We start from the raw sequence: 20,804 nt of genomic DNA, 5'->3' as shown, positions 1-20,804 counted from the left end.
CGCCCCCGCTCAGGCCGCGCCCGCCCGCGCGCGCGTGGTGGACGCGATCGTCGCCGACCCCACCACGCGCGTGCCGTCGTACAGCACGATCGCCTGGCCGGGGGCGACGCCGCGCACCGGCTCGGTGAACGTCACCTCAAGGGCGCCGTCGACCAGTTCCGCGCGCACCTCGGTCTCGCCGCCGTGGGCGCGCAGCTGGGCGGTGTAGGTGCCGGGGCCTGCGGGGGCGGCGCCGCACCAGCGGGGCTTGACCGCGCGCAGGGCGTCGACGTCCAGGGCCTCCGCGGGGCCCACGGTGACGGTGTTGTCGACCGGGGAGATGTCCAGGACGTAGCGGGGCTTGCCGTCGGGGGCCGGGGTGCCGATCCTGAGGCCCTTGCGCTGGCCGATGGTGTACCCGTAGGCGCCCTCGTGGGTGCCGAGCCGGTTGCCCGCCTCGTCGACGATGTCGCCCTCCGCCTTGCCCAGCCGGCCGGCCAGGAAGCCCTGGGTGTCGCCGTCGGCGATGAAGCAGATGTCGTGCGAGTCGGGCTTCTTGGCGACAGCCAGCCCCCTGCGCTCGGCCTCCGCGCGGATCTCCTCCTTGGTGGTGACCGTGTCGCCGAGGGGGAACATCGCGTGGGCGAGCTGGCGGTCGTCGAGCACGCCGAGGACGTAGCTCTGGTCCTTGGCCATGTCGGAGGCGCGGTGCAGCTCGCGGGTGCCGTCCTCGCGGAGGATCACCTGGGCGTAGTGGCCGGTGCAGACGGCGTCGAAGCCGAGCGCCAGCGCCTTGTCGAGCAGCGCGGCGAACTTGATCTTCTCGTTGCAGCGCAGGCACGGGTTCGGGGTGCGGCCGGCCTCGTACTCGGCGACGAAGTCCTCGACCACGTCCTCCCGGAAGCGGTCGGCGAGGTCCCACACGTAGAAGGGGATGCCGATGACGTCCGCGGCGCGGCGGGCGTCCCTCGAGTCCTCGATGGTGCAACAGCCCCGCGCGCCGGTGCGGAAGGACTGCGGGTTCGCGGAGAGCGCGAGGTGGACGCCGGTCACGTCGTGCCCGGCCTCGGCGGCGCGGGCGGCGGCGACGGCGGAGTCGACTCCGCCCGACATGGCGGCGAGGACGCGGAGGGGGCGGGTGCGCTGCGGGGTGTCAGTCATAACCCTTCCAGGGTACGGGGAGGCGGGAACCGGAGCGCGCGACTATGCGTTCACGATCACATGGGGGCGAAGCACGAATCCACAGGCGCATCCGGCGGCGGGTCCAAGGACGGGGACCGGCGCATCGGCCGGCGGGCGCTGCTTGTCGGCGGCACCGCGGCGGCCGTGGGCACCGCCGTGCTGGCGCGCGACGAGCTGGCCCGCCTGTGGTGGCGCGTTCCGGGCGTGGAGCGGCCCCGCGAGGAGGGTGCGGTCGACTACGCGGCGGCCCGCTGGGTGGCGGCCTCGGACGAGAACTGGCGGCGTGCCGACCGGCCGGACGACTTCGGCGTCGACATGGTGATCGTCCATGTCACGCAGGGCAGCTTCGCCAGCGCGGTGCGGGCCTTCCAGGACCCGGCGCACAAGGCGGCCACGCACTACATCGTGGGGCAGGACGGCCGCGTCACCCAGATGATCCGCGAGCTGGACGTGGCCTACCACGCGGGCGACCGCGACTACAACGAGCGCAGTGTCGGCATCGAGCACGAGGGTTTCGTGGACCGCCCGCAGGACTTCACCGACGCGATGTACGCCGCCTCGGCGCGGCTGACGGCGGGGATCTGCGCGCGGTACGACATACCGCTGGACCGTGAGCACATCATCGGTCACGTGGAGGTGCCGGGCACCGACCACACCGATCCGGGGCCCCACTGGGACTGGGACCGGTACATGGAGCTGGTGCGGCGGGCGGCGACGAGTGCCCCCTCCCCCGGCGCCTCGCAGAGCGCCTGACACCGGCTCCGGCTAACTCAGCCCGGCCGCCCGTGCCCGCTCCACCGCCGGGCCGATCGCCTTGGCGAGCGCCTCCACGTCCGCCTCGGTGGAGGTGTGGCCGAGGGAGAAGCGCAGGGTGCCCCGGGCCAGGTCGGGGTCGGTGCCGGCGGCGAGCAGGACGTGGCTGGGCTGGGCGACCCCCGCGGTGCAGGCGGAGCCGGTGGAGCACTCGATGCCCTGTGCGTCGAGCAGGAGGAGGAGGGAGTCGCCCTCGCAGCCCGGGAAGGTGAAGTGGGCGTTGGCGGGCAGGCGGCCCTCCGGTGCCGGGTCGCCGCCGAGGATCGCGTCCGGGACAGCCGTACGGACCGCGTCGACCAGGTCGTCGCGCAGGGCGCCGATCTCGCGGGCGAACCACTCGCGCTGTCCGGCGGCGAGGCGCCCGGCGACGGCGAAGGAGGCGATGGCGGGGACGTCGAGGGTGCCGGAGCGGACGTGGCGTTCCTGGCCACCGCCGTGCAGGACCGGTACGGGGCTGTACTCGCGGCCCAGCAGCAGCGCGCCGATGCCGTAGGGGCCGCCGATCTTGTGGCCGGAAACCGTCATCGCGGCGAGCCCGGAGGCGGCGAAGTCGACCGGGAGCTGACCGACCGCCTGGACCGCGTCGGCGTGCAGCGGCACGCCGAACTCGGCTGCCACGTCGGCGAGTTCACGGACCGGCATGATCGTGCCGATCTCGTTGTTGGCCCACATGACGGTGGCGAGGGCCACGTCGCCGGGGTTTCGGGCGATGGCCTCGCGCAGCGCCTCGGGGTGGACGCGGCCGTGGGTGTCGACGGGCAGGTACTCGACGGTGGCGCCCTCGTGCTCGCCGAGCCAGTGCACGGCGTCGAGGACCGCGTGGTGCTCGACGGGGCTGGCCAGGACCCGGGTGCGGGTCGGGTCGGCGTCGCGGCGGGCCCAGTACAGGCCCTTGACCGCGAGGTTGTCGGCCTCGGTGCCGCCGGAGGTGAGGACCACCTCGCTGGGCCGGGCACCGAGGGCCTCGGCGAGGGTCTCGCGGGCCTCCTCGACGGTGCGCCGTGCGCGGCGGCCGGACGCGTGGAGGGAGGAGGCGTTGCCGGTGGCGCTCAGGTGCGCGGTGAGTGCCTCGACTGCCTCGGGAAGCATCGGGGTCGTCGCGGCGTGGTCGAGGTAAGCCATGGTGTGGCCGATTCTACGGGGCGGTCCCGCCCGGCCTCAGAGCAAGGTTGGCCTCGTCGGACCCCCGCGGCTCACAGGCTCCAGGACATCGTGCCGTCCGCGGACATGAACGCGGCCAGGACGAGCAGGTCGGCGACGCCCAGGCCGAGGCCGAGGAAGGCCCGGCCGGGGCGCGCGGTGCCGCGCCAGAGGGCGACGCTCGCCAGGGCGATGGCGATCGGGCCGAGGAAGACGTTGAGGACGAGCAGGCCGAGCAGGCCGAGGACGAAGGAGGCGACGGCCATGCCGTCGGTGTCGCGGATGCCGGTCCGGCGGGTGGCCGGTGCGGTGAGCTGCATGGTGTTCTCCCTGCCGTGCGTCGGTGAACCGTGCGTCAGTGGGCGGAGGTGCTCCGTCGGCGGCCGTGCCGTTCGCGGATCGCGAAGATGCCGAGCCAGACGGCGATGACCAGGCCGGCGGCGACGGAGAAGGTCAGCGGCGCGTGGGCGACGGTGCCCAGGACCACGCCGAGGAGCAGGAGGGCGGCGACGAGAAACAGCATGGAGCGGATCTCCCAACCTTCGGTGAACGACTGTAGTTACACTTGTTCACTGACTTCCCAGTCTAGCGCGCCGCACCGCTTTCCAATTACAGAGAACAGTTGTTAACTGCATGGCATGAGTCACACCTCCGGCGCTCGTCAGGCCCAGAAGCAGAAGACCCGGCAGGCACTGCTGGACGCGGCGCTCGTGCTGCTGGAGGACCAGAGCCTGAGCAGCCTGGGCCTGCGGGAGGTCACCCGCGCGGTGGGCGTCGCGCCGACCGCCTTCTACCGCCACTTCCGCTCCACGGCCGACCTGGGCGTGGCGCTGGTCGAGGAGGCGCTGGGGAGCCTGCATCCGATGATCCGGGCCACGGTGTCACCGGACGGGGGCAGCGAGGAACGCATCGCGCGGGCGGTGGAGTTGATCGCCGGGCATGTGGCCGCCCATCCCGCGCACGTGCGTTTCGTGGCGCGCGAGCGACACGGCGGGGTGCGGCCGGTACGGGAGGCGATACGGGAGCAACTGGCCCGGTTCTCCGGGGAGGTGAAGGACGAGCTGGCCAAGGACCGGGTGTCGGCGGGCTGGAGCGAGGCCGACCTGCTGATGCTCGCGGGCCTGTACGTCGACCAGATGCTGGCCACGGCCTCGTTGTTCCTGGAGACGCTGGAGGCGCCGGAGGGGGAGCGCCGGCACGCGGCGGACACCGCGACGCGTCAGATGCGGCTGATCAGCGTCGGCCGCCGGCACTGGCTGGACTGACTCCCGGCGCCGGCGGCGTGCGACGGTCTCGGCCCGGCGAGGCGGCCCCGGCACGGCGAGGCGGAACCGGTCAGCCGAGGCGGACCCGGGCGAGCTGGCGGGACTGGGCGACCAGGCGGTCGGCGCTGTCCCAGACCTCGGCGTCCTCCTCCAGGAAGCCGCCGGCGAGGTTGCGGGTGGTGATGGAGACGCGCAGCGGGCCCGGGGCCGGGCGGCAGCGCACGTGCACGGTCAGCTCGACCGTCGGCACCCAGCCCTTCAGCCCGAGCTCGAAGGCGGTGGGCGGCAGCGCGTCCACCGCGAGGAGCAGCGAGAGGGGGTCGGCGTCACGGCCGTCGGCGAGGCCGAACCAGGCGCGCATCTCCCCCCGGCCGGAGGGCTGCCCGAGCGCCCACCCCAGCGTGGCGGGGTCCAGCTTGAGCATCAGGCGGTCGGCGATGGCCGAACTGCCGTCGACGGGGGCGGGGCCGTCCTCCGGGCCGAAGCACTGGTCCACCGGCGGGATGGCGGGCGGCTTCGCCGAGGTGCGGACGTCGTCGGGCAGCGCGTCGAGGTCGCCGTAGGAGGCGAGGACCCGGATGCGCTCGACCTCGTTGCCCTCGTCGTCGTACTGGAAGAGGGAGGCCTGGCCGGTGGAGAGGGTGCGCCCGGTCCGTACCGTCTCGGTCCGCACGACCGCCGGGCCCGGCTGGGAGGCGGTGAGGTAGTGCGCCGAGACGGTGAAGGGGTCGGTGTGGGGGAGGGCGTCCCCTAGGGCGCGGCCCAGGACGGCCAGCAGGTAGCCGCCGTTGACCGCGTTGATGATCGTCCAGCCGGCGGAGAGGTCGATGTCGTAGACGCCGGGGGCGCGCCGGGAAACGGCGGTGTCCCGGTCGAACTCGCTGTCGCCGATGGTGGCCCGCGTGGCCGCTGCGGAGGCTGCTTCTGGCATGGCTGTACGGTACAACACGCAATTACTAAGCGGTAGCTTTTAGGGATGGCCCGGAATTCGCCGAGCGCGCTCCCGCAGGTATGCCTCCAGTTCGGCGGCGCCCGTGAGCATCGCCCGTCCACGGGCGGAAACCCTGCCGTACCAGTCCCGCAGGGCGGCCTCCAGCGGTTCCGGGCCGCCGGCCCCCCGCACCTGGGCGATCACGGGGGCGATCTGCTCCAGCAGATAGCCGCCCCGCCGCAGCTGGTGGACCAGCCGGGCGTCCCGGACGTCCGTCTCGCCGTACACGCGGTACCCGGTCAGCGGGTCGCGGCGCGGGTGCACCAGACCGGCGCTCTCCCACTTCCGCAGCGTCGCGGGCCGGATGCCGAGCTCCCGTGCCAGCGGCCCCACGAACACGCCACCCCGGCCGGGCGCTTCCGCGACGGGCGCGGACGCCAGGTCGCGCAGCGCGCGCTCCACCGCCCGGAGGGTCCGCCGGTCGGCGAGCAGCTGGGCGTGGCTCTCGTCGATGAGCCGGAACGCCTCCCCCTGCGCGTCCCGGTTCACCGCCCGCATGATCGACGCCGCGGTCTGGTGGCCGTGCCCCGGCACCAGGGCGAGGAAGGCGCCGAGGGCGCACGCGTGCAGCGGGGTGTAGGCCCGGTATCCGCTGGCCGTGCGACCGGCGACCGGGAGGATGCCGGCCTCCTCGTAGTTCCGGACGGCCTGCGTGGACAGACCGTGGCCGCGCGCCAGGTCCACCGGCCTCAGCTGTCCGTCGGTTTGAAGGTTTCGCACCACGAGACCGACGCTAACGCTGAAAAGTTTCCACCGAAAGTTCAACGATACCGTTGAGCGCATGATTACCGGCATAAAGGACACCGCCCGTGCCGTCGAGGCCGCCGCCCTCATGGAGCTGCTGCCGGGCCGGCCCCGGATGCTCGCGCTGGGCGAGCCGACCCACGGCGAGGAGCTGCTGCTCGAGGTGCGCAACGAGCTGTTCCGGCAACTGGTCGAGGAGGAGGGCTACCGGACGATCGCGATCGAGAGCGACTGCCTGACGGGACTGGTCGTCGACGGCTACGTCACCTCGGGCAGGGGCACGCTCGACGAGGCCGTGGAACGCGGCTTCAGCCACGGTTGGGGCGCGTCCGCGGCCAATCGCGACCTGGTGCGCTGGATGCGGGCGTACAACGAGGACCGGCCCGCCCCCGAACGCGTCCGCTTCGCCGGCTTCGACGGCCCGCTGGAGATCACCCACGCCGAGAGCCCGAGGCGGGCCCTCACCGCACTGCACGCCTGCCTCGCGGACCGGGTGGACACCGGCCTGCTCCCCTGCACACGGGAGACGCTGGACCGTCTCCTGGGCACGGACGAACAGTGGACGGAACCCGCCGCGATGACGGACCCGGCCCGGTCGGTGGGGCGGTCGGCCGAGGCCCGGGAGCTGCGACTGCTCGCCGACGACCTGGTGTCGCTGCTCGACGAGCAGACGCCCCGGCTGCTCGCGGCGGACTCGCGGGAGGGCCTGGAGCGGGCGCGCCTGTACGGACGTACCGCCACCGGCCTGCTGCGTTACCACTCCTGGGTGGCCGACCCCTCGCCGGCCCGCATGAACCGGCTGCTGAGCCTGCGCGACCGGATGATGGCGGACAACCTGCTGGCGCTCGCGGACCGGGGCCCGGTGCTCGTCCACGCGCAGAACGCCCACCTCCAGCGGGAGAAGAGCGGCATGCGGATGTGGCAGGGGCCGGTGGAGTGGTGGGGTGCCGGTGCGCTGGTGAGCGCGCGGCTCGGCGGGGAGTACGCCTTCGTCGCCACGGCCCTCGGCACCATCCGGCACCGGGGCGTGGACACCCCGCCGCCGGACACCCTGGAAGGGCTCCTGTACGCGCTCCCTCAGGACCGCTGCCTCGTCGACGCAGCCCGGCTGGCCGCCGCCCTCGGCGACCCGGCGCCCGCTCCCCGCGAGTCCCCCTGGTTCGGCTACGCGCCGCTCGCCCCGGACCACCTGCCCACGATCGACGGCGTGGTTTTCATCAAGGACCTGCCGGGCAAGGACCTCCCGCGCCGCCCGTGACTCACTCCCCCTCCACCACACCCGACCGCCGGTTCCAGGCGCGCGGTGCCCGCCAGTGGAAGCGCAGGGCGAGCAGGCGCAGGACGAAGGCGGTGACCACCGCGAGCCCGGTGGTGAACGGGGTGAGGGCCTCGTAGCGGATGCAGAGGGCGACCATGGTGGCGCCGACGATCGCGGGGACGGCGTACAGGTCGCGGTCCCAGCGCAGCAGCGAGGGCACCTCGTTGGCGAGGACGTCCCGCAGCACGCCGCCTCCCACGGCGGTGGCCAGGCCCAGGCAGGCGGAGGCGGTCAGGCCCAGCCCGTAGTCATAGGCCTTGGTGGTGCCGGCGACGCAGAACAGGCCGAGGCCCGCCGCGTCGAAGACGTTCACGCCGGTCTGGAGGCGCTCCACGTGCGGGTGGAGGAAGAAGACCAGCGCGGTGGCGAACAGCGGGGTGACGAAGTACCCCAGGTCCGTGAAGGCGGCGGGCGGTACGGCGCCGATGACGAGGTCCCGGAACAGTCCCCCGCCCAGCGCGGTGACCTCGGCGAGGACCGCGATGCCGAACACGTCGAAGTTCTTGCGTACGGCCAGCAGCGCGCCGGAGATGGCGAAGACGAAGATGCCGACCAGGTCGAGCGTGTGCTGGACGGTGGGGGTGAAGAGTTGCTCGTACACCCTGCCATTCTCACCTGCCGGTGAGCCCCCGCCTTGCAAACGAAGGCGGGGGCTCACCGGCAGTGCGGCAGGGGGCCGCGGGGTCACTTCTTCTTGGCGGGAGGCTCCTCGTCGGCGTCCTCGGCGTCCTTGCCGTCCCCGGCGTCCTTGCCGGCCTTGGCGTCCTTCGGGTCCGTCCCGGGGGCCTCGGCCTCCGGGTCCCCGGCCTCGGGAGCCTCGGCCTCCGGAGCCTCCACCTCCGCGGCCACCGCCGCCGAGGTCCGGGCCGACTCCGCGAGCGCGTCCTCGGCCACCAGCTCCACCGCCTCCTTGGCGTCGGAGAGCAGGACGACGTCCTGCGGGGCCTGGTCCTCGAAGTTCTCCGGGTGGTGGCAGGCGACCTGCTGACCGGGCCGCAGTTCCTTCAGCGGCGGTTCGGTCGTCCTGCAGACCTCCGTCGCCTTCCAGCACCGGGTGTGGAAGCGGCAGCCGCTCGGCGGGGAGATCGGCGAGGGCACGTCGCCCTTGAGCAGGATGCGCTCGCTCTTGGCGCCGCGCCGCGCCGGGTCCGGGATCGGGACCGCCGACATCAGCGCCTTGGTGTACGGGTGCATCGGCGACTTGTAGAGCAGGTCGCGGTCGGCCAGCTCCATGATCTTGCCGAGGTACATCACCGCGATGCGGTCCGAGACGTGCCGGACCACGGACAGGTCGTGCGCGATGATCACGTACGTCAGGCCCAGCTCCTGCTGGAGGTCGTCGAGGAGGTTGACGACCTGGGCCTGGATCGACACGTCGAGCGCGGAGACCGGCTCGTCGGCGACGACCAGCTTGGGGTTGAGCGCGAGCGCGCGGGCGATGCCGATGCGCTGGCGCTGACCGCCGGAGAATTCGTGCGGGTAGCGGTTGTAGTGCTCGGGGTTGAGACCGACCACCGACAGCAGCCGCTGGACCTCCTTCTTCACCCCGCCCTCGGGCTGGACGCCCTGCAGCTTGAAGGGCGCGCTGACGATGGTGCCGATGGTGTGGCGCGGGTTCAGCGACGAGTACGGGTCCTGGAAGATCATCTGCACGTCGCGGCGCAGCGGGCGCATGCCGCCGACCCCGAGGTGGGTGATGTCCTTGCCCTCGAACTCGACCTTGCCGGCCGTCGGCTCCAGCAGCCGGGTGATCAGCCGGCCCATGGTCGACTTGCCGCAGCCCGACTCGCCCACGACACCGAGGGTTTCTCCGGAGCGGACCTCGAAGTCGATGCCGTCGACGGCGCGCACCGCGCCGACCTGGCGCTGCAGCAGGCCCTTCTTGATCGGGAAGTGCTTCTGCAGCCCGGTCACCTTCAGCAGGGTCTCGCCGCGGGCGGCGCCCTTGGTGAGGGTGGCAGTGCCTGCCGAGCCGTCGCTCTGTGCGGGGATGGTCACCGCTTCGTCCTCTGCCTTTGCCTTTGCTTCGTCGCTCACAGCTTCGGCGCAATCTCTTCGGTCCAGATCCGCTCCCGCTGTTCCTGCGACATGTGGCAGGCGGCCCAGTGCTTGCTGCCGACCTCGGTCAGCTCGGGGCGGACCGTGCGGGTGACGTCGTCCTTGGGCACGTCGGCGTACGGGCAGCGCGGATTGAAGGCGCAGCCGGACGGGAGGTTGATCAGGGAGGGCGGGGAGCCCTTGACCGGGATGAGGCGCTCCTGCTGGTCGCGGTCGAGCCGCGGCATCGAGCCGAGCAGGCCCCAGGTGTAGGGGTGCCGGGGCTCGTAGAACACCTTCTCCGCCGGTCCCCGCTCGACGCACCGGCCGCCGTACATCACCAGGAGGTCGTCGGCCAGCTCGGCGACGACGCCCAGGTCGTGGGTGATGACGATGACCGCGGAGCCGAACTCCTTCTGCAGGTCCCGGATGAGGTCGAGGATCTGCGCCTGGACGGTCACGTCCAGGGCGGTGGTCGGCTCGTCCGCGATGAGCAGCTCGGGGTTGTTGACCAGCGACATCGCGATCATCGCGCGCTGGCGCATACCGCCGGAGAACTCGTGCGGGTAGCTGTCCACCCGCTTGTCCGGCTGCGGGATGCCGACGCGGTCGAGCATCTCCACCGCCCGGCGCTTGGCGGTCTTCTTGTCCACGTCGTGGTGGATGCGGTACGCCTCCACGATCTGCTGCCCGATCGTGTAGTACGGGTGCAGCGCGGACAGCGGGTCCTGGAAGATCATCGCCATCTCGCGGCCGCGCAGCTTGCGCACGTGGTCCGGGTCGGCGGAGAGCAGCTCGGTGCCGTCCAGCCAGATCTCGCCGGAGATCTGCGCCTTGCGCTTGCCGTACTGGCCGGCGGTGTGCAGGCCCATGATGCCGAGCGAGGTCACCGACTTGCCGGAGCCGGACTCCCCGACGATGCCGAGGGTCTTGCCCCGCTCCAGCTGGAAGCTGAGCCCGTCGACGGACTTGACCAGGCCGTCGTCGGTCGGGAAGTGCACCTTCAGGTCGCGTACTTCCAGGAAGGCGTTCGGCGCGGGCGAGCTGCCGGTGGGCTCGCCCACGGCTGCTCCGCTCTTGCTGAGTTCGGTCATGCGAGCCTCACTCGGGGGTCGATCACGGCGTACAGGACGTCCACCACGAGGTTGGCGATCAGCACCGCGAGAGAAGTGATCAGGGTGACGCCCAGGATAAACGGCAGGTCGTTGTTCTGGATCGCGTCCAGGACCTTCTGGCCGAGACCGGGGAGGCTGAACGTCGTCTCGGTGAGGATCGCGCCGCCCATGAGGGCGCCGAGGTCCATGCCGAGCATGGTGAGCAGCGGGGTCAGCGTCGACCGCATGGCGTGCTTGCGGATGACGACCGGTTCCCTCAGGCCCTTGGCGCGCGCGGTGCGGATGTAGTCCTCGCCGAGGATCTCCATCATGGTGGCCCGGGTGATCCGGGCGTACATCGCGGCGTAGAGGAAGGCCAGGGTGACCCAGGGCAGGATCATGCCGCCGAGCCAGCCGGTGAGACTGTCCTCCAGGGGCACGAACTCACCGTCGATCCAGCCCAGGCCGTAGGAGAAGATCGCCAGGCTGAGCAGACCGGTGAAGTAGATGGGGAGGGAGACGCCCGCGAGCGCGACGATCATCGCGCCGCGGTCCCACAGGGTGCCCCGCTTGAGCGCGGAGAGCACACCGGCGGCGAGGCCGAAGATCAGCCAGAGCACGGCGGCACCGAGAGCGAGGGCCAGGGTCACCGGGAAACGCTCGGTCAGCACCGGCCAGACGGCCTGCTCGGTCTTGAAGGAGTACCCGAAGCACGGCGCGGTGCAGTTGGTCACGTCGCCGCCGGAGGCGTAGGTGCGCCCCACGAAGATGCCCTTGATGAACTCCCAGGCCTGGACGACGACCGGATCGTCGAGGCTCAGCTTCTGCCGCACGGCCTCGACGGCGTCGGGGCCGGCCTGCTTGCCCACGTAGTTCAGGGCGATGTCGACGCCCGCCCACTTGGGGACGAGGAAGAAGATGCAGAAGACCACCAGGATGATGACCACCAGCATCACTGCGGCGGCGAACAGCCGCCTGATGAGGTAAGCGAGCACAGCGTGCGGCCCGCCGCGGACCGCGGGCCCGGGAGATCGTCCCGGGCCCGCGGTCACGCCGCGCCGGCCTTCACCTGCCTTTCGTGCCGTACGGCGGGTGTGCCGGTTACTTCTTCGGGTTCTTCAGACCGAGGTTGACGAAGTCGTACATACCGCTGTAGCCGTCGGTGGTGTACACGTTCGCCAGGTTGTCCGAGCGCCAGTTGATGAACTTCTCGAAGACGAAGGGCAGGTAGTACGCGCCCTCCATCACCTTGTGGTTGATCTCCGTGGCGATCTTGGCCTTGCCGGCGTCGTCCAGCTCGGTCAGGTAGTCGGCGAACAGGCCGTCGATCTCCTTGTCCTTGATCAGCGCGAAGTTGTTGTTGGCGCTCTCGAGGATGTAGTCGCTGTGCCACAGCGGCAGACCGTAGCCCTGGACGGACGGGAAGTCCGGGCCCCAGCCCATGATGATGACGCCGTAGCCCTTCTTGGCCACGTTCGAGGGGCTGCCGACGACGCTGGCGTACTGCGAGCCGTCGTACTGCTCGATCTCCAGGTCGATGCCGACCTTCTTCAGCGACGCCTGCATCGACTCGGCCGTGGCAACCTCGACCGGCTTGTTGTTGCGGACGGCGATCTTGCTCTTGAAGCCGTTGGGCTGGCCGCAGGCCTTCAGCTCTTCCTTGGCCTTCTCGACGTTGCCCTTCTTGTTGGCACCGGCGATCTCGTACGGGTCGTACTTCTGGCCCTCGGAACCCGGGACGGACGGCGGCAGCATGTTGGTGCCGATGTCACCGCCGGCCACCGGGCCGCCGCGCGCGGTCTGCAGCGAGACGTGGTCGGCGCCGTAGATCATGGCCTTGCGGCAGTGGATGTTGTCGAACGGCTTCACGTTCGTCGCGAAGGTCGCGTAGCGGATGTAGCCGGAGACCGGGTTGTCCAGGTTCTCCTTGTGCTCCTTCAGGGCGGTGGTGCGGCCCTGCGGGGACAGACCGGTCTGGGCGAGGTCCAGGTCGTAGTCACCCGCGACGAGACGGGCGTCCAGGTCGTTGGCGTTGGAGAAGAACTTGATCGTGATCTTGTCCGGGTACGCCTTGCGGACCGGGTCCGACTCCTGGTTCCACTCGGTGTTGCGGACCAGGGTGAGGTCCTTGCCGGGGTTGTAGGACTCGAACTTGTACGGGCCCGAGGAGAACGGGCGCAGGCCGTACTTGGACTTGGTGTCCTTGTCCTGGCGGACCGGGGACGCAGAGGTCAGCGCCAGCATCTCCTCGAAGTCCGAGTTGGCCTTCGGCAGCTTGAAGACGATGGTCTTGTCGTCCGGCGTCTCGATCGCCTTCAGACCCAGCTTGTCCGCGGACTTGTCCTTGTACGGACCCGGGTACTCGTCCTTGGGGTCGAGCACCTCCTTGAGGTACGTCGGACCGCCCGACAGCACGTCCTGCGCCCAGACGCGCTCGATGCCGTACTTGACGTCCTTGGAGGTGATCGGCTTGCCGTCCTCCCAGGTGACGCCGTCACGCAGGGTGTACGTGTACGTCTTGCCGTCGTCGGAGACCTTGGCGAGACCGGTGGCGAGGTCGGGGGTGACCTCGGCGCCCGCCGAACCCGGCTCGGTCTTGTTCGTGACGAGCTGGCGGCTGTAGTAGCGGGAGAAGTTCCACATGAAGCCGTAGTAGCCGCGCGTGGTGTCCCACGAGTCGGCGTCCTGCGTGCTCGCGAACTTCAGGGTGCCGCCCTTCTTGGCCGCGGAGGCCTGGGCGACCTTGTTGTTGGCCGCGTCGAAGCCGGGCGCGCCGTTCTTCGAGCCGCCGTTGCTGTCGTCGCCTCCGCCGCCGCACGCCGCCGTGGTCAGCAGCGCGGCGACCACTGCGGCAGCGGCCAAAGCCTGCTTGCGCCGCCCTTTGGTGCGTTGGGTAGTCACGATCTCGGATCCTCCGGATTAGATGAGAGACCCCGTGCAGGTGCCACGGGTCGCTTTGGGGAACGGCAGGTCAGCGGGAGCCCTTCGGGTCCAGCGCGTCGCGTACGCCGTCACCGAAGAGGTTGAAGGCAAGAACGGTGATGAAGATCGCCACACCCGGGATCACCATGTACATGGGATCCGACTTGTAGTAGTCGATCGCGCTCGACAGCATCTGCCCCCAGGACGAGGTGGGCGGCTTGACGCCCACGCCCAGGAAGCTGAGTGCGGCCTCGGTGAGGATGTTGGTCGGGATCATCATCGTCGTGTAGACGATGATCGGCGCCACCAGGTTGGGCAGCAGTTCCTTGAACAGGATGTAGAAGCGTCCGGCGCCCAGGGACCGGGCGGCCTCGACGTACTCCCGCTCGCGCATGGAGAGGGTCTGGCCGCGGACCACACGGCCGATGTAGGGCCAGCCGAAGAAGCCGATGACCAGGATCATCATGAGCAGGCGGACGCCGGTGCCGCTGAGGCCGAGCATGCTGTCCGGCATGACCGAGACCAGGGCGATGATGAAGAGCAGCTGCGGGAAGGCCAGCAGGCCGTCCATGATCCGGCTGATGAGGGCGTCGACCCAGCCGCCGAAGAAGCCGGCCAGGACGCCGAGGACGGTACCGATGATCACGGCCACGATCGCGGACAGGAAGCCGACGAGCAGCGAGATCCGGGCGCCGTGGACGATGCGGGCGAAGATGTCGCGGCCGTTGACCGGCTCGACGCCCAGCCAGTGCTCACCGCTCATGCCCCCCAGGGAGCCGGTGGGCGTACCGAACAGCGGGTCGATCAGGTCCTCGTGGAACTCGTTGGGGTCCTGGCCGTAGAGCGAGGTGATCAGGGGCGCGAGGATCGCGACGACGATGAGGAAGAGCACGACGATGCCGCCCGCGAGGGCCAGCTTGTCCCGCTTCAGGCGCTCCCAGGCGATGCGGCCGAGGGAACGCCCCTGAACCGCCTTGGCCTCGGTGCCGGCAACCGCCGCTTCCTCGGCCGCGCTCGGGGCCGCCTCCGCGGTCGGCTCGTGCAATGGTGCCGTCATCTGGCAGGGACCCCTCTCAACCGGCGGTAGCCGGCCCGCACTTGCCGCTGTAGCGGCGTGATCAGTCCGTCGTACACAAGGGCGAACAACCACCCCTTGGTGCGGGAGTCTTCAACGCTTTGGCGATCTGTAGCCAGACTTGACGGGGAATGGATGCGCAACCGTGATGCTGTTCGAGGTGTTCCGTTATCCGGACAGTGGGTAACGGGGGCCGGACGCGGACGAGTTGGGGCATCGGCGGCACAGTGGTGCCATACGTCCTCGTCTACGCGCGAAGATGTCCGCCCACCGCGGACGGGAGGAGCCGCCGGGCGGTCAGTACCGGCCCTGCGCCGGAGGGTATCCGTACCCGCCCACCGGTGCCTGTGCGGGGGCGGCCGCGTGGGCCTCGCGGTCGTAGAACGGGCGGGCGTTGGCACGCAGCCACATGGCGACCGGGTCGTGGGCGTCGGTCATCGCGACGGTCGACACGGGCAGCCCGTCCGGGACCGCGCCGACCGACTGCTGCATCATGGCGCGCACCGCGTCGACGGCCGGCGGGGAGGTGTCGTACACGTCGAGACCGATGGCGAGGTAGGGCGCCCCGAGCGCCGGCTGCACCCAGGCGCGGCGGAGCGCGCGGACCGCGGGTGTGCGGTGGGCGTTCTGCGCGAGCAGGGCGTAGAACTGCGGGATCTCGATGGCGGGTTCGGACAGCCGCAGGGGGCCGGCGGGCTGGCGGTCCAGGCCGGAGGCGATGCGGCGCAGGTCGAGCCAGGGGATGCCGACGCCGCCGCCGGGGGCGTGCGGGTTGAGCCACAGGCCGTAGTGGTCGGGGTAGAGGGCGCGGGCCGCCTCCAGACCGTCGACCACCTCGTACGACCGGTTCCAGCCACTGGCCGACAGTTCCTGGGCGGAGGTGACGCAGGGCGCGTACCCGTAGCCGTCGACCTCCATGTTCCCGTACTGGGCGTCCGGGGAGCCGGCCTGGCCGTGCCAGAGCAGCATCCAGACCTGGCCGGAGGTGGGGGTGGCGAGCGCGCGGAGCAAGGCCTCGTAGGCGTCGTAGCGCCCGGGGGTCACCTGGCGCAGCATGTGCTCGACCTGTCCGGTCGTGGTGCCGCTGGCGCTCACGCGTATCGCCCCTTCGAAAAGTTCCCGGGTTGTGAAACCAGCTTAAGGCTCCGCCGGGCGGGGGGCGCCTATGAGCTCGGGGTGCCGTGTGCGTTGGCGGGTGCGGGTGCGTTGTGGCTGGGCGCGCCCGCGCGGCGGAGCCGCATATGTCACAGCCCCGCGCCCCTGGGGTGCGTTTCCCTGCCCGGTGATGACAAGTCGCGGTTGTAGAAGGGAAGAACGTTCGCCCGCATCCAGTCGCAGACCGGGTCCTGGGCCGCCTCCAGGAGGACCAGGTTGACCTGGGTCTTCAAGGGGGCCTTGGTGAGGGCCCGGCCGAGGGCGTCCAGGGGGAGGGCGCGGGCGTCGCCCTCCCAGTGGGTGAGTTCGACGCCCACGAAGACCACCGGGTCGGCGGTCTCGATGGCGGCCATGCAGCGGCGGGCGGTGCGGACGACGCCGGTCGCGGCGAACTCGGCGGAGGCGGCGGCCAGGAAGTCCACCGGGTCGTCCTGCCAGTCCGGCTCGAAGAGACGGACCCGGCCGCCGGACGCGGGCCCGTCCAGCGGGGTGCGGCCGGCCCGGCACAGCTCGGCCACGGCGGGCGGCGGCAGCGGGATGCCGACCATGCCGTCCGGGTTGACGGCGATGCCGACCTGCGGGGGCAGGCCCCGGGCGAACTCCACGGCCGGGGCGATGGTGTACGCCATCTGCGCGCCGGCGACCTGGCGGAACTGCTCCTCGGAGCTGAACACCGGGACGTAGGCCTGGCCGTCGATCTCCAGCGAGGGCAGGTCGAGGGGGCCGCTGTGCGGGCCGCCGCCGTTCGGCAGGGGTATCCACAGGAAGCTGCGGCCGAGCACCTCCACGATCCGTCCGCCGGCCGACGGGACGCCGAGGGAGGCGGACAGCACCTCCTCCAGCTCGTTGCCGGGCCATCCGCCGTGCGGGTGGGGGTGCGCCTGTGCCGGGAAGTCCATCTGTCCGCCTACCGCCTGCCTGGTACCGCTGCTGTGGCTGAAAAGGCTAACCCTTTCGGGTGCGCCGCCCTGTGGTGCGTCACCCGGTGAACGCGATCCGGTGCAGGGTGTCGGCCGCGGCCCGGTCCAGCAGGACGGCCGAGGTACAGCCCGCGGGCAGGGTGCCCTCGGTCACCGCGCGCAGCAGACGGGTGTTGGCCGCCCGGTGCCGCCGGAACGCGTACCGCGACACGCCCCGGCCGCGCTCCCGCTGGCCGGCCAGCGCCTCGTCGGCGTCGACGTCGAGGAGCAGCAGGTGCAGGGTGCCCTCGCGGCGGCGGGCCTCGCGGGCCAGCCAGGCACGCACCCAGGACTGGGTGCCGCAGTCGTGCACGACGACGCCCTCGCCGGAGCGCAGCGCCTCGCGCAGTCCGGCGTAGTGGGCGAGGCGGACGAGGGGGCGGTAGAGGGCGTAGGGCAGGAAGCGCGGCATGCGGCGGTCCCAGCGGTCGCGGGTGTCCTGGGAGTCGATGCGCCGGCCGCGTACGGTGCGCTCCATCAGCGTGGACTTGCCGCTGCCGGGCAGGCCGGTGATCACCACCAGGTCCCGGGGTCCGAAGAGCAGGGCGTGCGGGCTGCGGCCGCCGCGGTCCCTCAGGTCGCGGACGACGGGTGCGGGCAGTTCGGCGCACGCCTCCGGGGCCGGGGCGACGGGCTGTTTGGGCAGCGCGAGACCCGAGGTGGTGGCGTACGCCGTGGTCCTGTTCACCGTGATCGTCCTCCCCTGGGGCGGTTCACGAGTTCCCATCCCCGTCGAGTGTAAAGAGAAGGTAATGCGCAGGTCTCGCGTTTTCGTGCGCTTACTGCCACAGGCCGGTTACAGATCACGGTCTGCCACGGATCGGCGGGGCGTGCAATGATGGCGGCGCCAACTGCATACCGGCCGTTTGAATCCGCGCGGGAGAGTCCCCGGCCGCGCCGGGGCGCCGAAGGAGCAAGTCCCTCCCTTGAATCTCTCAGGCACCGTTACCGCGCGGGCGAGGCACATCTGAAAAGCGGGCCGCCCCCGACGGCGGCCCCACCCAAGGTGCAAGCCCTGATCGCCGTACTCCGGTGGTCGTGGCGAACCTCTCAGGTTCCGATGACAGATGGGGAGGAACGACCTCGCCCGTGCCGTCCTGTCCTGGGAGACGACCGACCGATGAGCAGCACAGAACTCCGCCGTACCGCGCTCGATGCCACGCATCGCGCGCTGGGCGCGACGATGACCGACTTCGCCGGCTGGGACATGCCCCTGCGCTACGGCTCCGAGCGCGACGAGCACGTCGCGGTGCGTACCCGGGCCGGGCTCTTCGACCTCTCGCACATGGGCGAGATCACGGTCACCGGCCCCCAGGCCGCCGACCTGCTGAACTTCGCGCTGGTCGGCAACATCGGCAGCGTGAAGCCGGGCCGCGCCCGCTACACCATGATCTGCCGCGAGGACGGCGGCATCCTGGACGACCTGATCGTCTACCGGCTGGGCGAGACCGAGTACATGGTCGTCGCCAACGCCTCCAACGCCCAGGTGGTGCTCGGCGCGCTGACCGAGCGGGCCGCCGGCTTCGACGCCGAGGTGCGCGACGACCGGGACGCGTACGCGCTGCTGGCGGTGCAGGGGCCCGAGTCCCCGGGCATCCTCGCCTCGCTCACCGACGCCGACCTGGACGGCCTGAAGTACTACGCCGGGCTGCCCGGCACCGTCGCGGGCGTCCCGGCGCTCATCGCGCGCACCGGCTACACCGGCGAGGACGGCTTCGAGCTGTTCGTGAAGCCCGAGCACGCCGTGGAGCTGTGGCAGGCGCTGACCAAGGCGGGCGAGGGCGCCGGGCTGGTCCCCTGCGGTCTGTCCTGCCGGGACACGCTCCGCCTGGAGGCGGGCATGCCGCTGTACGGGCACGAGCTGACGACCGAGCTGACGCCCTTCGACGCCGGGCTCGGCCGGGTGGTGAAGTTCGAGAAGGAGGGCGACTTCGTGGGGCGCGCCGCGCTGACCGAGGCCGCTTCCCGGGCCGAGCAGAACCCGCCCCGCGTCCTGGTCGGCCTGGTCGCCGAGGGCCGCCGGGTCCCGCGCGCCGGGTACCAGGTCGTCGCCGGCGGCGAGGTCGTCGGCGAGGTCACCTCCGGCGCGCCGTCCCCGACGCTGGGCAAGCCGATCGCCATGGCGTACGTCGACCCCGCGCACGCGGCGCCGGGCACCGAGGGTGTCGGCGTGGACATCCGGGGCAGCCACGAGCCGTACGAGGTCGTGGCGCTGCCGTTCTACAAGCGCCAGAAGTAGACACTGGGCGGCGGGACCTTCGCCGTCCCGCGCACGTTCTCGCTGATCACCAGCGGTTTCCGTAGTCCCCCCCTTCATCAGCACTCCCCCGCGTACAGGAGAATTCAGGCCATGAGCAACCCCCAGCAGCTGCGTTACAGCAAGGAGCACGAGTGGCTGTCGGCCGCCGAGGACGGCGCCTCGACGGTCGGCATCACGGAGCACGCGGCCAACGCGCTCGGTGACGTCGTCTTCGTCCAGCTCCCCGAGGTCGGCGACTCGGTGACCGCGGGCGAGACCTGCGGCGAACTGGAGTCCACCAAGTCGGTCTCCGACCTGTACTCCCCCGTCTCCGGCGAGATCACCGAGGTCAACGAGGACGTCGTCAACGACCCGTCGCTGGTGAACTCCGCGCCCTTCGAGGGCGGCTGGCTGTTCAAGGTGCGGGTCACCGACGAGCCGGCCGACCTGCTCTCGGCCGACGAGTACACCGCCTTCACCGCCGGCTGAGGAGACACGGACCGCATGTCGCTTCTGAACACACCCCTGCACGAGCTCGACCCCGACGTCGCCGCCGCCGTCGACGCCGAGCTGGACCGCCAGCAGTCCACCCTGGAGATGATCGCCTCGGAGAACTTCGCTCCGGTCGCGGTCATGGAGGCCCAGGGCTCGGTCCTCACCAACAAGTACGCCGAGGGCTACCCGGGCCGCCGCTACTACGGCGGCTGCGAGCACGTCGACGTGGTCGAGCAGATCGCCATCGACCGGGTCAAGGCGCTCTTCGGCGCCGAGCACGCCAACGTGCAGCCGCACTCGGGCGCCCAGGCCAACGCGGCGGCGATGTTCGCGCTGCTCAAGCCGGGCGACACGATCATGGGTCTGAACCTCGCCCACGGCGGGCACCTGACCCACGGCATGAAGATCAACTTCTCCGGCAAGCTCTACAACGTCGTCCCCTACCACGTGGGCGAGGACGGCCAGGTCGACATGGCCGAGGTGGAGCGCCTCGCCAAGGAGACCAAGCCGAAGCTGATCGTGGCCGGCTGGTCGGCGTACCCGAGGCAGCTGGACTTCGCCGCGTTCCGCAAGGTCGCGGACGAGGTCGGCGCGTACCTGATGGTCGACATGGCGCACTTCGCCGGTCTGGTCGCGGCGGGCCTGCACCCGAACCCGGTCCCGCACGCCCACGTCGTGACCACCACCACACACAAGACGCTGGGCGGCCCGCGCGGCGGTGTGATCCTCTCCACTGCCGAGCTCGCCAAGAAGATCAACTCCGCCGTCTTCCCCGGTCAGCAGGGTGGCCCGCTGGAGCACGTGGTGGCCGCGAAGGCCGTCGCCTTCAAGGTCGCCGCGAGCGAGGACTTCAAGGAGCGCCAGGGCCGTACGCTGGAGGGTGCCCGCATCCTCGCCGAGCGCCTGGTGCGGGACGACGCGAAGGCGGCGGGCGTCTCCGTCCTGACCGGCGGCACGGACGTCCACCTGGTCCTGGTCGACCTGCGCGACTCCGAGCTGGACGGCCAGCAGGCCGAGGACCGTCTCCACGAGGTCGGCATCACGGTCAACCGCAACGCCGTCCCGAACGACCCGCGTCCGCCGATGGTGACCTCCGGTCTGCGCATCGGTACGCCGGCCCTGGCGACCCGCGGCTTCACGGCCGAGGACTTCGCCGAGGTCGCGGACGTGATCGCCGAGGCGCTGAAGCCGTCCTACGACGCCGAAGCCCTCAAGGCCCGGGTGAAGGCCCTGGCCGACAAGCACCCGCTGTACCCGGGTCTGAACAAGTAGACACCGCGCGTGCGCGGGGGTGGGGGGGGGGGGGGGGGGGGGGGCGCCGCCCCCCCCCCCCCCCCCCCCCCCCCCCCCCCCCCAAAAAAAAAAAAAAAAAAAAAACCACCAACAAAAAAAAGAA

At 71.2% G+C, this 20,804-nt stretch carries 21 protein-coding genes and 1 riboswitch; of the genes, 6 read left to right on the top strand and 15 right to left on the bottom strand.

The window, feature by feature from the left end:
* Window positions 1-9: 9 nt before the first annotated feature.
* Window positions 10-1,140, bottom strand: coding sequence for a tRNA 2-thiouridine(34) synthase MnmA (gene mnmA, locus ACFW47_RS27665; protein WP_386284510.1), 1,131 nt, complete (start codon window positions 1,138-1,140; stop codon window positions 10-12).
* A 60-nt stretch (window positions 1,141-1,200) separates the two neighbouring features.
* Between mnmA and ACFW47_RS27660 the strand changes: the two genes are divergently transcribed.
* Window positions 1,201-1,914 carry an N-acetylmuramoyl-L-alanine amidase gene (locus tag ACFW47_RS27660; protein ID WP_386284508.1) on the top strand — a complete coding sequence of 238 codons (714 nt, stop codon included), beginning with the start codon at window positions 1,201-1,203 and terminating at the stop codon, window positions 1,912-1,914.
* A 12-nt stretch (window positions 1,915-1,926) separates the two neighbouring features.
* Here the strand turns inward: ACFW47_RS27660 and ACFW47_RS27655 are convergent, their stop codons facing one another.
* The 3 genes from ACFW47_RS27655 to ACFW47_RS27645 form a co-directional block, all read right to left on the bottom strand.
* A complete protein-coding gene (locus ACFW47_RS27655) occupies window positions 1,927-3,096 on the bottom strand; it encodes a cysteine desulfurase family protein (RefSeq protein WP_386307458.1) in 1,170 nt (389 codons plus the stop codon).
* Window positions 3,097-3,167: 71 nt separating this feature from the next.
* Window positions 3,168-3,434, bottom strand: coding sequence for a DUF4190 domain-containing protein (locus tag ACFW47_RS27650; protein WP_386284504.1), 267 nt, complete (start codon window positions 3,432-3,434; stop codon window positions 3,168-3,170).
* A 35-nt stretch (window positions 3,435-3,469) separates the two neighbouring features.
* On the bottom strand, window positions 3,470-3,637 hold the full coding sequence (locus tag ACFW47_RS27645; RefSeq protein ID WP_217246808.1) for a hypothetical protein: 168 nt from the start codon (window positions 3,635-3,637) through the stop codon (window positions 3,470-3,472).
* Window positions 3,638-3,752: 115 nt separating this feature from the next.
* Between ACFW47_RS27645 and ACFW47_RS27640 the strand changes: the two genes are divergently transcribed.
* A complete protein-coding gene (locus tag ACFW47_RS27640) occupies window positions 3,753-4,379 on the top strand; it encodes a TetR family transcriptional regulator (protein ID WP_386307456.1) in 627 nt (208 codons plus the stop codon).
* Between the two features lie 70 nt (window positions 4,380-4,449).
* On the opposite strand, the gene ACFW47_RS27635 is transcribed toward ACFW47_RS27640, so the two are convergent.
* Both ACFW47_RS27635 and ACFW47_RS27630 read right to left on the bottom strand, forming a co-directional pair.
* Window positions 4,450-5,310 (bottom strand): thioesterase family protein, encoded by an 861-nt coding sequence (locus tag ACFW47_RS27635; protein WP_386307455.1) that lies wholly within the window; start codon window positions 5,308-5,310, stop codon window positions 4,450-4,452.
* Window positions 5,311-5,349: 39 nt separating this feature from the next.
* Window positions 5,350-6,093 (bottom strand): TioE family transcriptional regulator, encoded by a 744-nt coding sequence (locus ACFW47_RS27630; protein ID WP_386284496.1) that lies wholly within the window; start codon window positions 6,091-6,093, stop codon window positions 5,350-5,352.
* Window positions 6,094-6,151: 58 nt separating this feature from the next.
* Here ACFW47_RS27630 and ACFW47_RS27625 point away from each other — a divergent pair, with 58 nt between their 5' ends.
* Entirely contained in the window at window positions 6,152-7,372 is a 1,221-nt protein-coding gene (locus tag ACFW47_RS27625) for an erythromycin esterase family protein (RefSeq protein WP_386307454.1), read from the top strand.
* Window position 7,373: 1 nt separating this feature from the next.
* On the opposite strand, the gene ACFW47_RS27620 is transcribed toward ACFW47_RS27625, so the two are convergent.
* The 9 genes from ACFW47_RS27620 to ACFW47_RS27580 form a co-directional block, all read right to left on the bottom strand.
* Entirely contained in the window at window positions 7,374-8,033 is a 660-nt protein-coding gene (locus ACFW47_RS27620) for a trimeric intracellular cation channel family protein (protein ID WP_073731674.1), read from the bottom strand.
* An 83-nt stretch (window positions 8,034-8,116) separates the two neighbouring features.
* Window positions 8,117-9,430 (bottom strand): ABC transporter ATP-binding protein, encoded by a 1,314-nt coding sequence (locus ACFW47_RS27615; protein WP_386307453.1) that lies wholly within the window; start codon window positions 9,428-9,430, stop codon window positions 8,117-8,119.
* A gap of 35 nt (window positions 9,431-9,465) precedes the next feature.
* A complete protein-coding gene (locus ACFW47_RS27610) occupies window positions 9,466-10,563 on the bottom strand; it encodes an ABC transporter ATP-binding protein (protein ID WP_386284487.1) in 1,098 nt (365 codons plus the stop codon).
* Window positions 10,560-11,558, bottom strand: a complete 999-nt coding sequence (locus ACFW47_RS27605) for an ABC transporter permease (protein WP_073731677.1) — start codon at window positions 11,556-11,558, stop codon at window positions 10,560-10,562. Before ACFW47_RS27605 ends, ACFW47_RS27610 begins: the two co-directional genes overlap by 4 nt.
* A 106-nt stretch (window positions 11,559-11,664) precedes the next feature.
* Window positions 11,665-13,464, bottom strand: coding sequence for an ABC transporter substrate-binding protein (locus tag ACFW47_RS27600; protein WP_386284484.1), 1,800 nt, complete (start codon window positions 13,462-13,464; stop codon window positions 11,665-11,667).
* A gap of 70 nt (window positions 13,465-13,534) precedes the next feature.
* Complete coding sequence (locus tag ACFW47_RS27595) at window positions 13,535-14,542, bottom strand: ABC transporter permease (RefSeq protein WP_386284482.1); 1,008 nt, start codon at window positions 14,540-14,542, stop codon at window positions 13,535-13,537.
* Window positions 14,543-14,857: 315 nt separating this feature from the next.
* The gene (locus tag ACFW47_RS27590; RefSeq protein WP_382716051.1) at window positions 14,858-15,655 is read right to left on the bottom strand and encodes an enhanced serine sensitivity protein SseB C-terminal domain-containing protein; all 798 of its coding nucleotides are present in this window, start codon (window positions 15,653-15,655) and stop codon (window positions 14,858-14,860) included.
* Window positions 15,656-15,804: 149 nt separating this feature from the next.
* Window positions 15,805-16,614, bottom strand: a complete 810-nt coding sequence (locus ACFW47_RS27585) for an enhanced serine sensitivity protein SseB (RefSeq protein WP_386284478.1) — start codon at window positions 16,612-16,614, stop codon at window positions 15,805-15,807.
* Between the two features lie 79 nt (window positions 16,615-16,693).
* The gene (locus ACFW47_RS27580; RefSeq protein ID WP_386284476.1) at window positions 16,694-17,362 is read right to left on the bottom strand and encodes an AAA family ATPase; all 669 of its coding nucleotides are present in this window, start codon (window positions 17,360-17,362) and stop codon (window positions 16,694-16,696) included.
* Window positions 17,363-17,541: 179 nt separating this feature from the next.
* A riboswitch (glycine riboswitch) is annotated at window positions 17,542-17,635 on the top strand.
* A gap of 159 nt (window positions 17,636-17,794) precedes the next feature.
* Here ACFW47_RS27580 and gcvT point away from each other — a divergent pair.
* The 3 genes from gcvT to glyA all read left to right on the top strand — a co-directional run bounded on the left by gcvT (window position 17,795) and on the right by glyA (window position 20,680).
* A complete protein-coding gene (gcvT, locus tag ACFW47_RS27575) occupies window positions 17,795-18,913 on the top strand; it encodes a glycine cleavage system aminomethyltransferase GcvT (protein WP_386307452.1) in 1,119 nt (372 codons plus the stop codon).
* A 111-nt stretch (window positions 18,914-19,024) separates the two neighbouring features.
* The gene (gene gcvH / locus ACFW47_RS27570; protein WP_345633676.1) at window positions 19,025-19,402 is read left to right on the top strand and encodes a glycine cleavage system protein GcvH; all 378 of its coding nucleotides are present in this window, start codon (window positions 19,025-19,027) and stop codon (window positions 19,400-19,402) included.
* A gap of 15 nt (window positions 19,403-19,417) precedes the next feature.
* Entirely contained in the window at window positions 19,418-20,680 is a 1,263-nt protein-coding gene (gene glyA / locus ACFW47_RS27565) for a serine hydroxymethyltransferase (RefSeq protein ID WP_345633673.1), read from the top strand.
* Window positions 20,681-20,804 lie beyond the last annotated feature (124 nt).

The organism is Streptomyces sp. NPDC058796 (assembly GCF_042745235.1).
Lineage (GTDB): Bacteria > Actinomycetota > Actinomycetes > Streptomycetales > Streptomycetaceae > Streptomyces.
This window is presented reverse-complemented; position numbering and strand designations above follow the sequence as displayed.

What these genes read in the sequence shown, in the direction of transcription:
- ACFW47_RS27625 (WP_386307454.1), top strand. Translation starts at nt 6,152, where the DNA reads ATGATTACCGGCATAAAGGACACCGCCCGTGCCGTCGAGGCCGCCGCC.
- mnmA (WP_386284510.1), bottom strand. Translation starts at nt 1,140, where the DNA reads ATGACTGACACCCCGCAGCGCACCCGCCCCCTCCGCGTCCTCGCCGCC.
- glyA (WP_345633673.1), top strand. Translation starts at nt 19,418, where the DNA reads ATGTCGCTTCTGAACACACCCCTGCACGAGCTCGACCCCGACGTCGCC.
- gcvH (WP_345633676.1), top strand. Translation starts at nt 19,025, where the DNA reads ATGAGCAACCCCCAGCAGCTGCGTTACAGCAAGGAGCACGAGTGGCTG.
- ACFW47_RS27640 (WP_386307456.1), top strand. Translation starts at nt 3,753, where the DNA reads ATGAGTCACACCTCCGGCGCTCGTCAGGCCCAGAAGCAGAAGACCCGG.
- ACFW47_RS27645 (WP_217246808.1), bottom strand. Translation starts at nt 3,637, where the DNA reads ATGCTGTTTCTCGTCGCCGCCCTCCTGCTCCTCGGCGTGGTCCTGGGC.
- gcvT (WP_386307452.1), top strand. Translation starts at nt 17,795, where the DNA reads ATGAGCAGCACAGAACTCCGCCGTACCGCGCTCGATGCCACGCATCGC.
- ACFW47_RS27595 (WP_386284482.1), bottom strand. Translation starts at nt 14,542, where the DNA reads ATGACGGCACCATTGCACGAGCCGACCGCGGAGGCGGCCCCGAGCGCG.
- ACFW47_RS27650 (WP_386284504.1), bottom strand. Translation starts at nt 3,434, where the DNA reads ATGCAGCTCACCGCACCGGCCACCCGCCGGACCGGCATCCGCGACACC.
- ACFW47_RS27655 (WP_386307458.1), bottom strand. Translation starts at nt 3,096, where the DNA reads ATGGCTTACCTCGACCACGCCGCGACGACCCCGATGCTTCCCGAGGCA.
- ACFW47_RS27635 (WP_386307455.1), bottom strand. Translation starts at nt 5,310, where the DNA reads ATGCCAGAAGCAGCCTCCGCAGCGGCCACGCGGGCCACCATCGGCGAC.
- ACFW47_RS27585 (WP_386284478.1), bottom strand. Translation starts at nt 16,614, where the DNA reads ATGGACTTCCCGGCACAGGCGCACCCCCACCCGCACGGCGGATGGCCC.
- ACFW47_RS27660 (WP_386284508.1), top strand. Translation starts at nt 1,201, where the DNA reads ATGGGGGCGAAGCACGAATCCACAGGCGCATCCGGCGGCGGGTCCAAG.
- ACFW47_RS27610 (WP_386284487.1), bottom strand. Translation starts at nt 10,563, where the DNA reads ATGACCGAACTCAGCAAGAGCGGAGCAGCCGTGGGCGAGCCCACCGGC.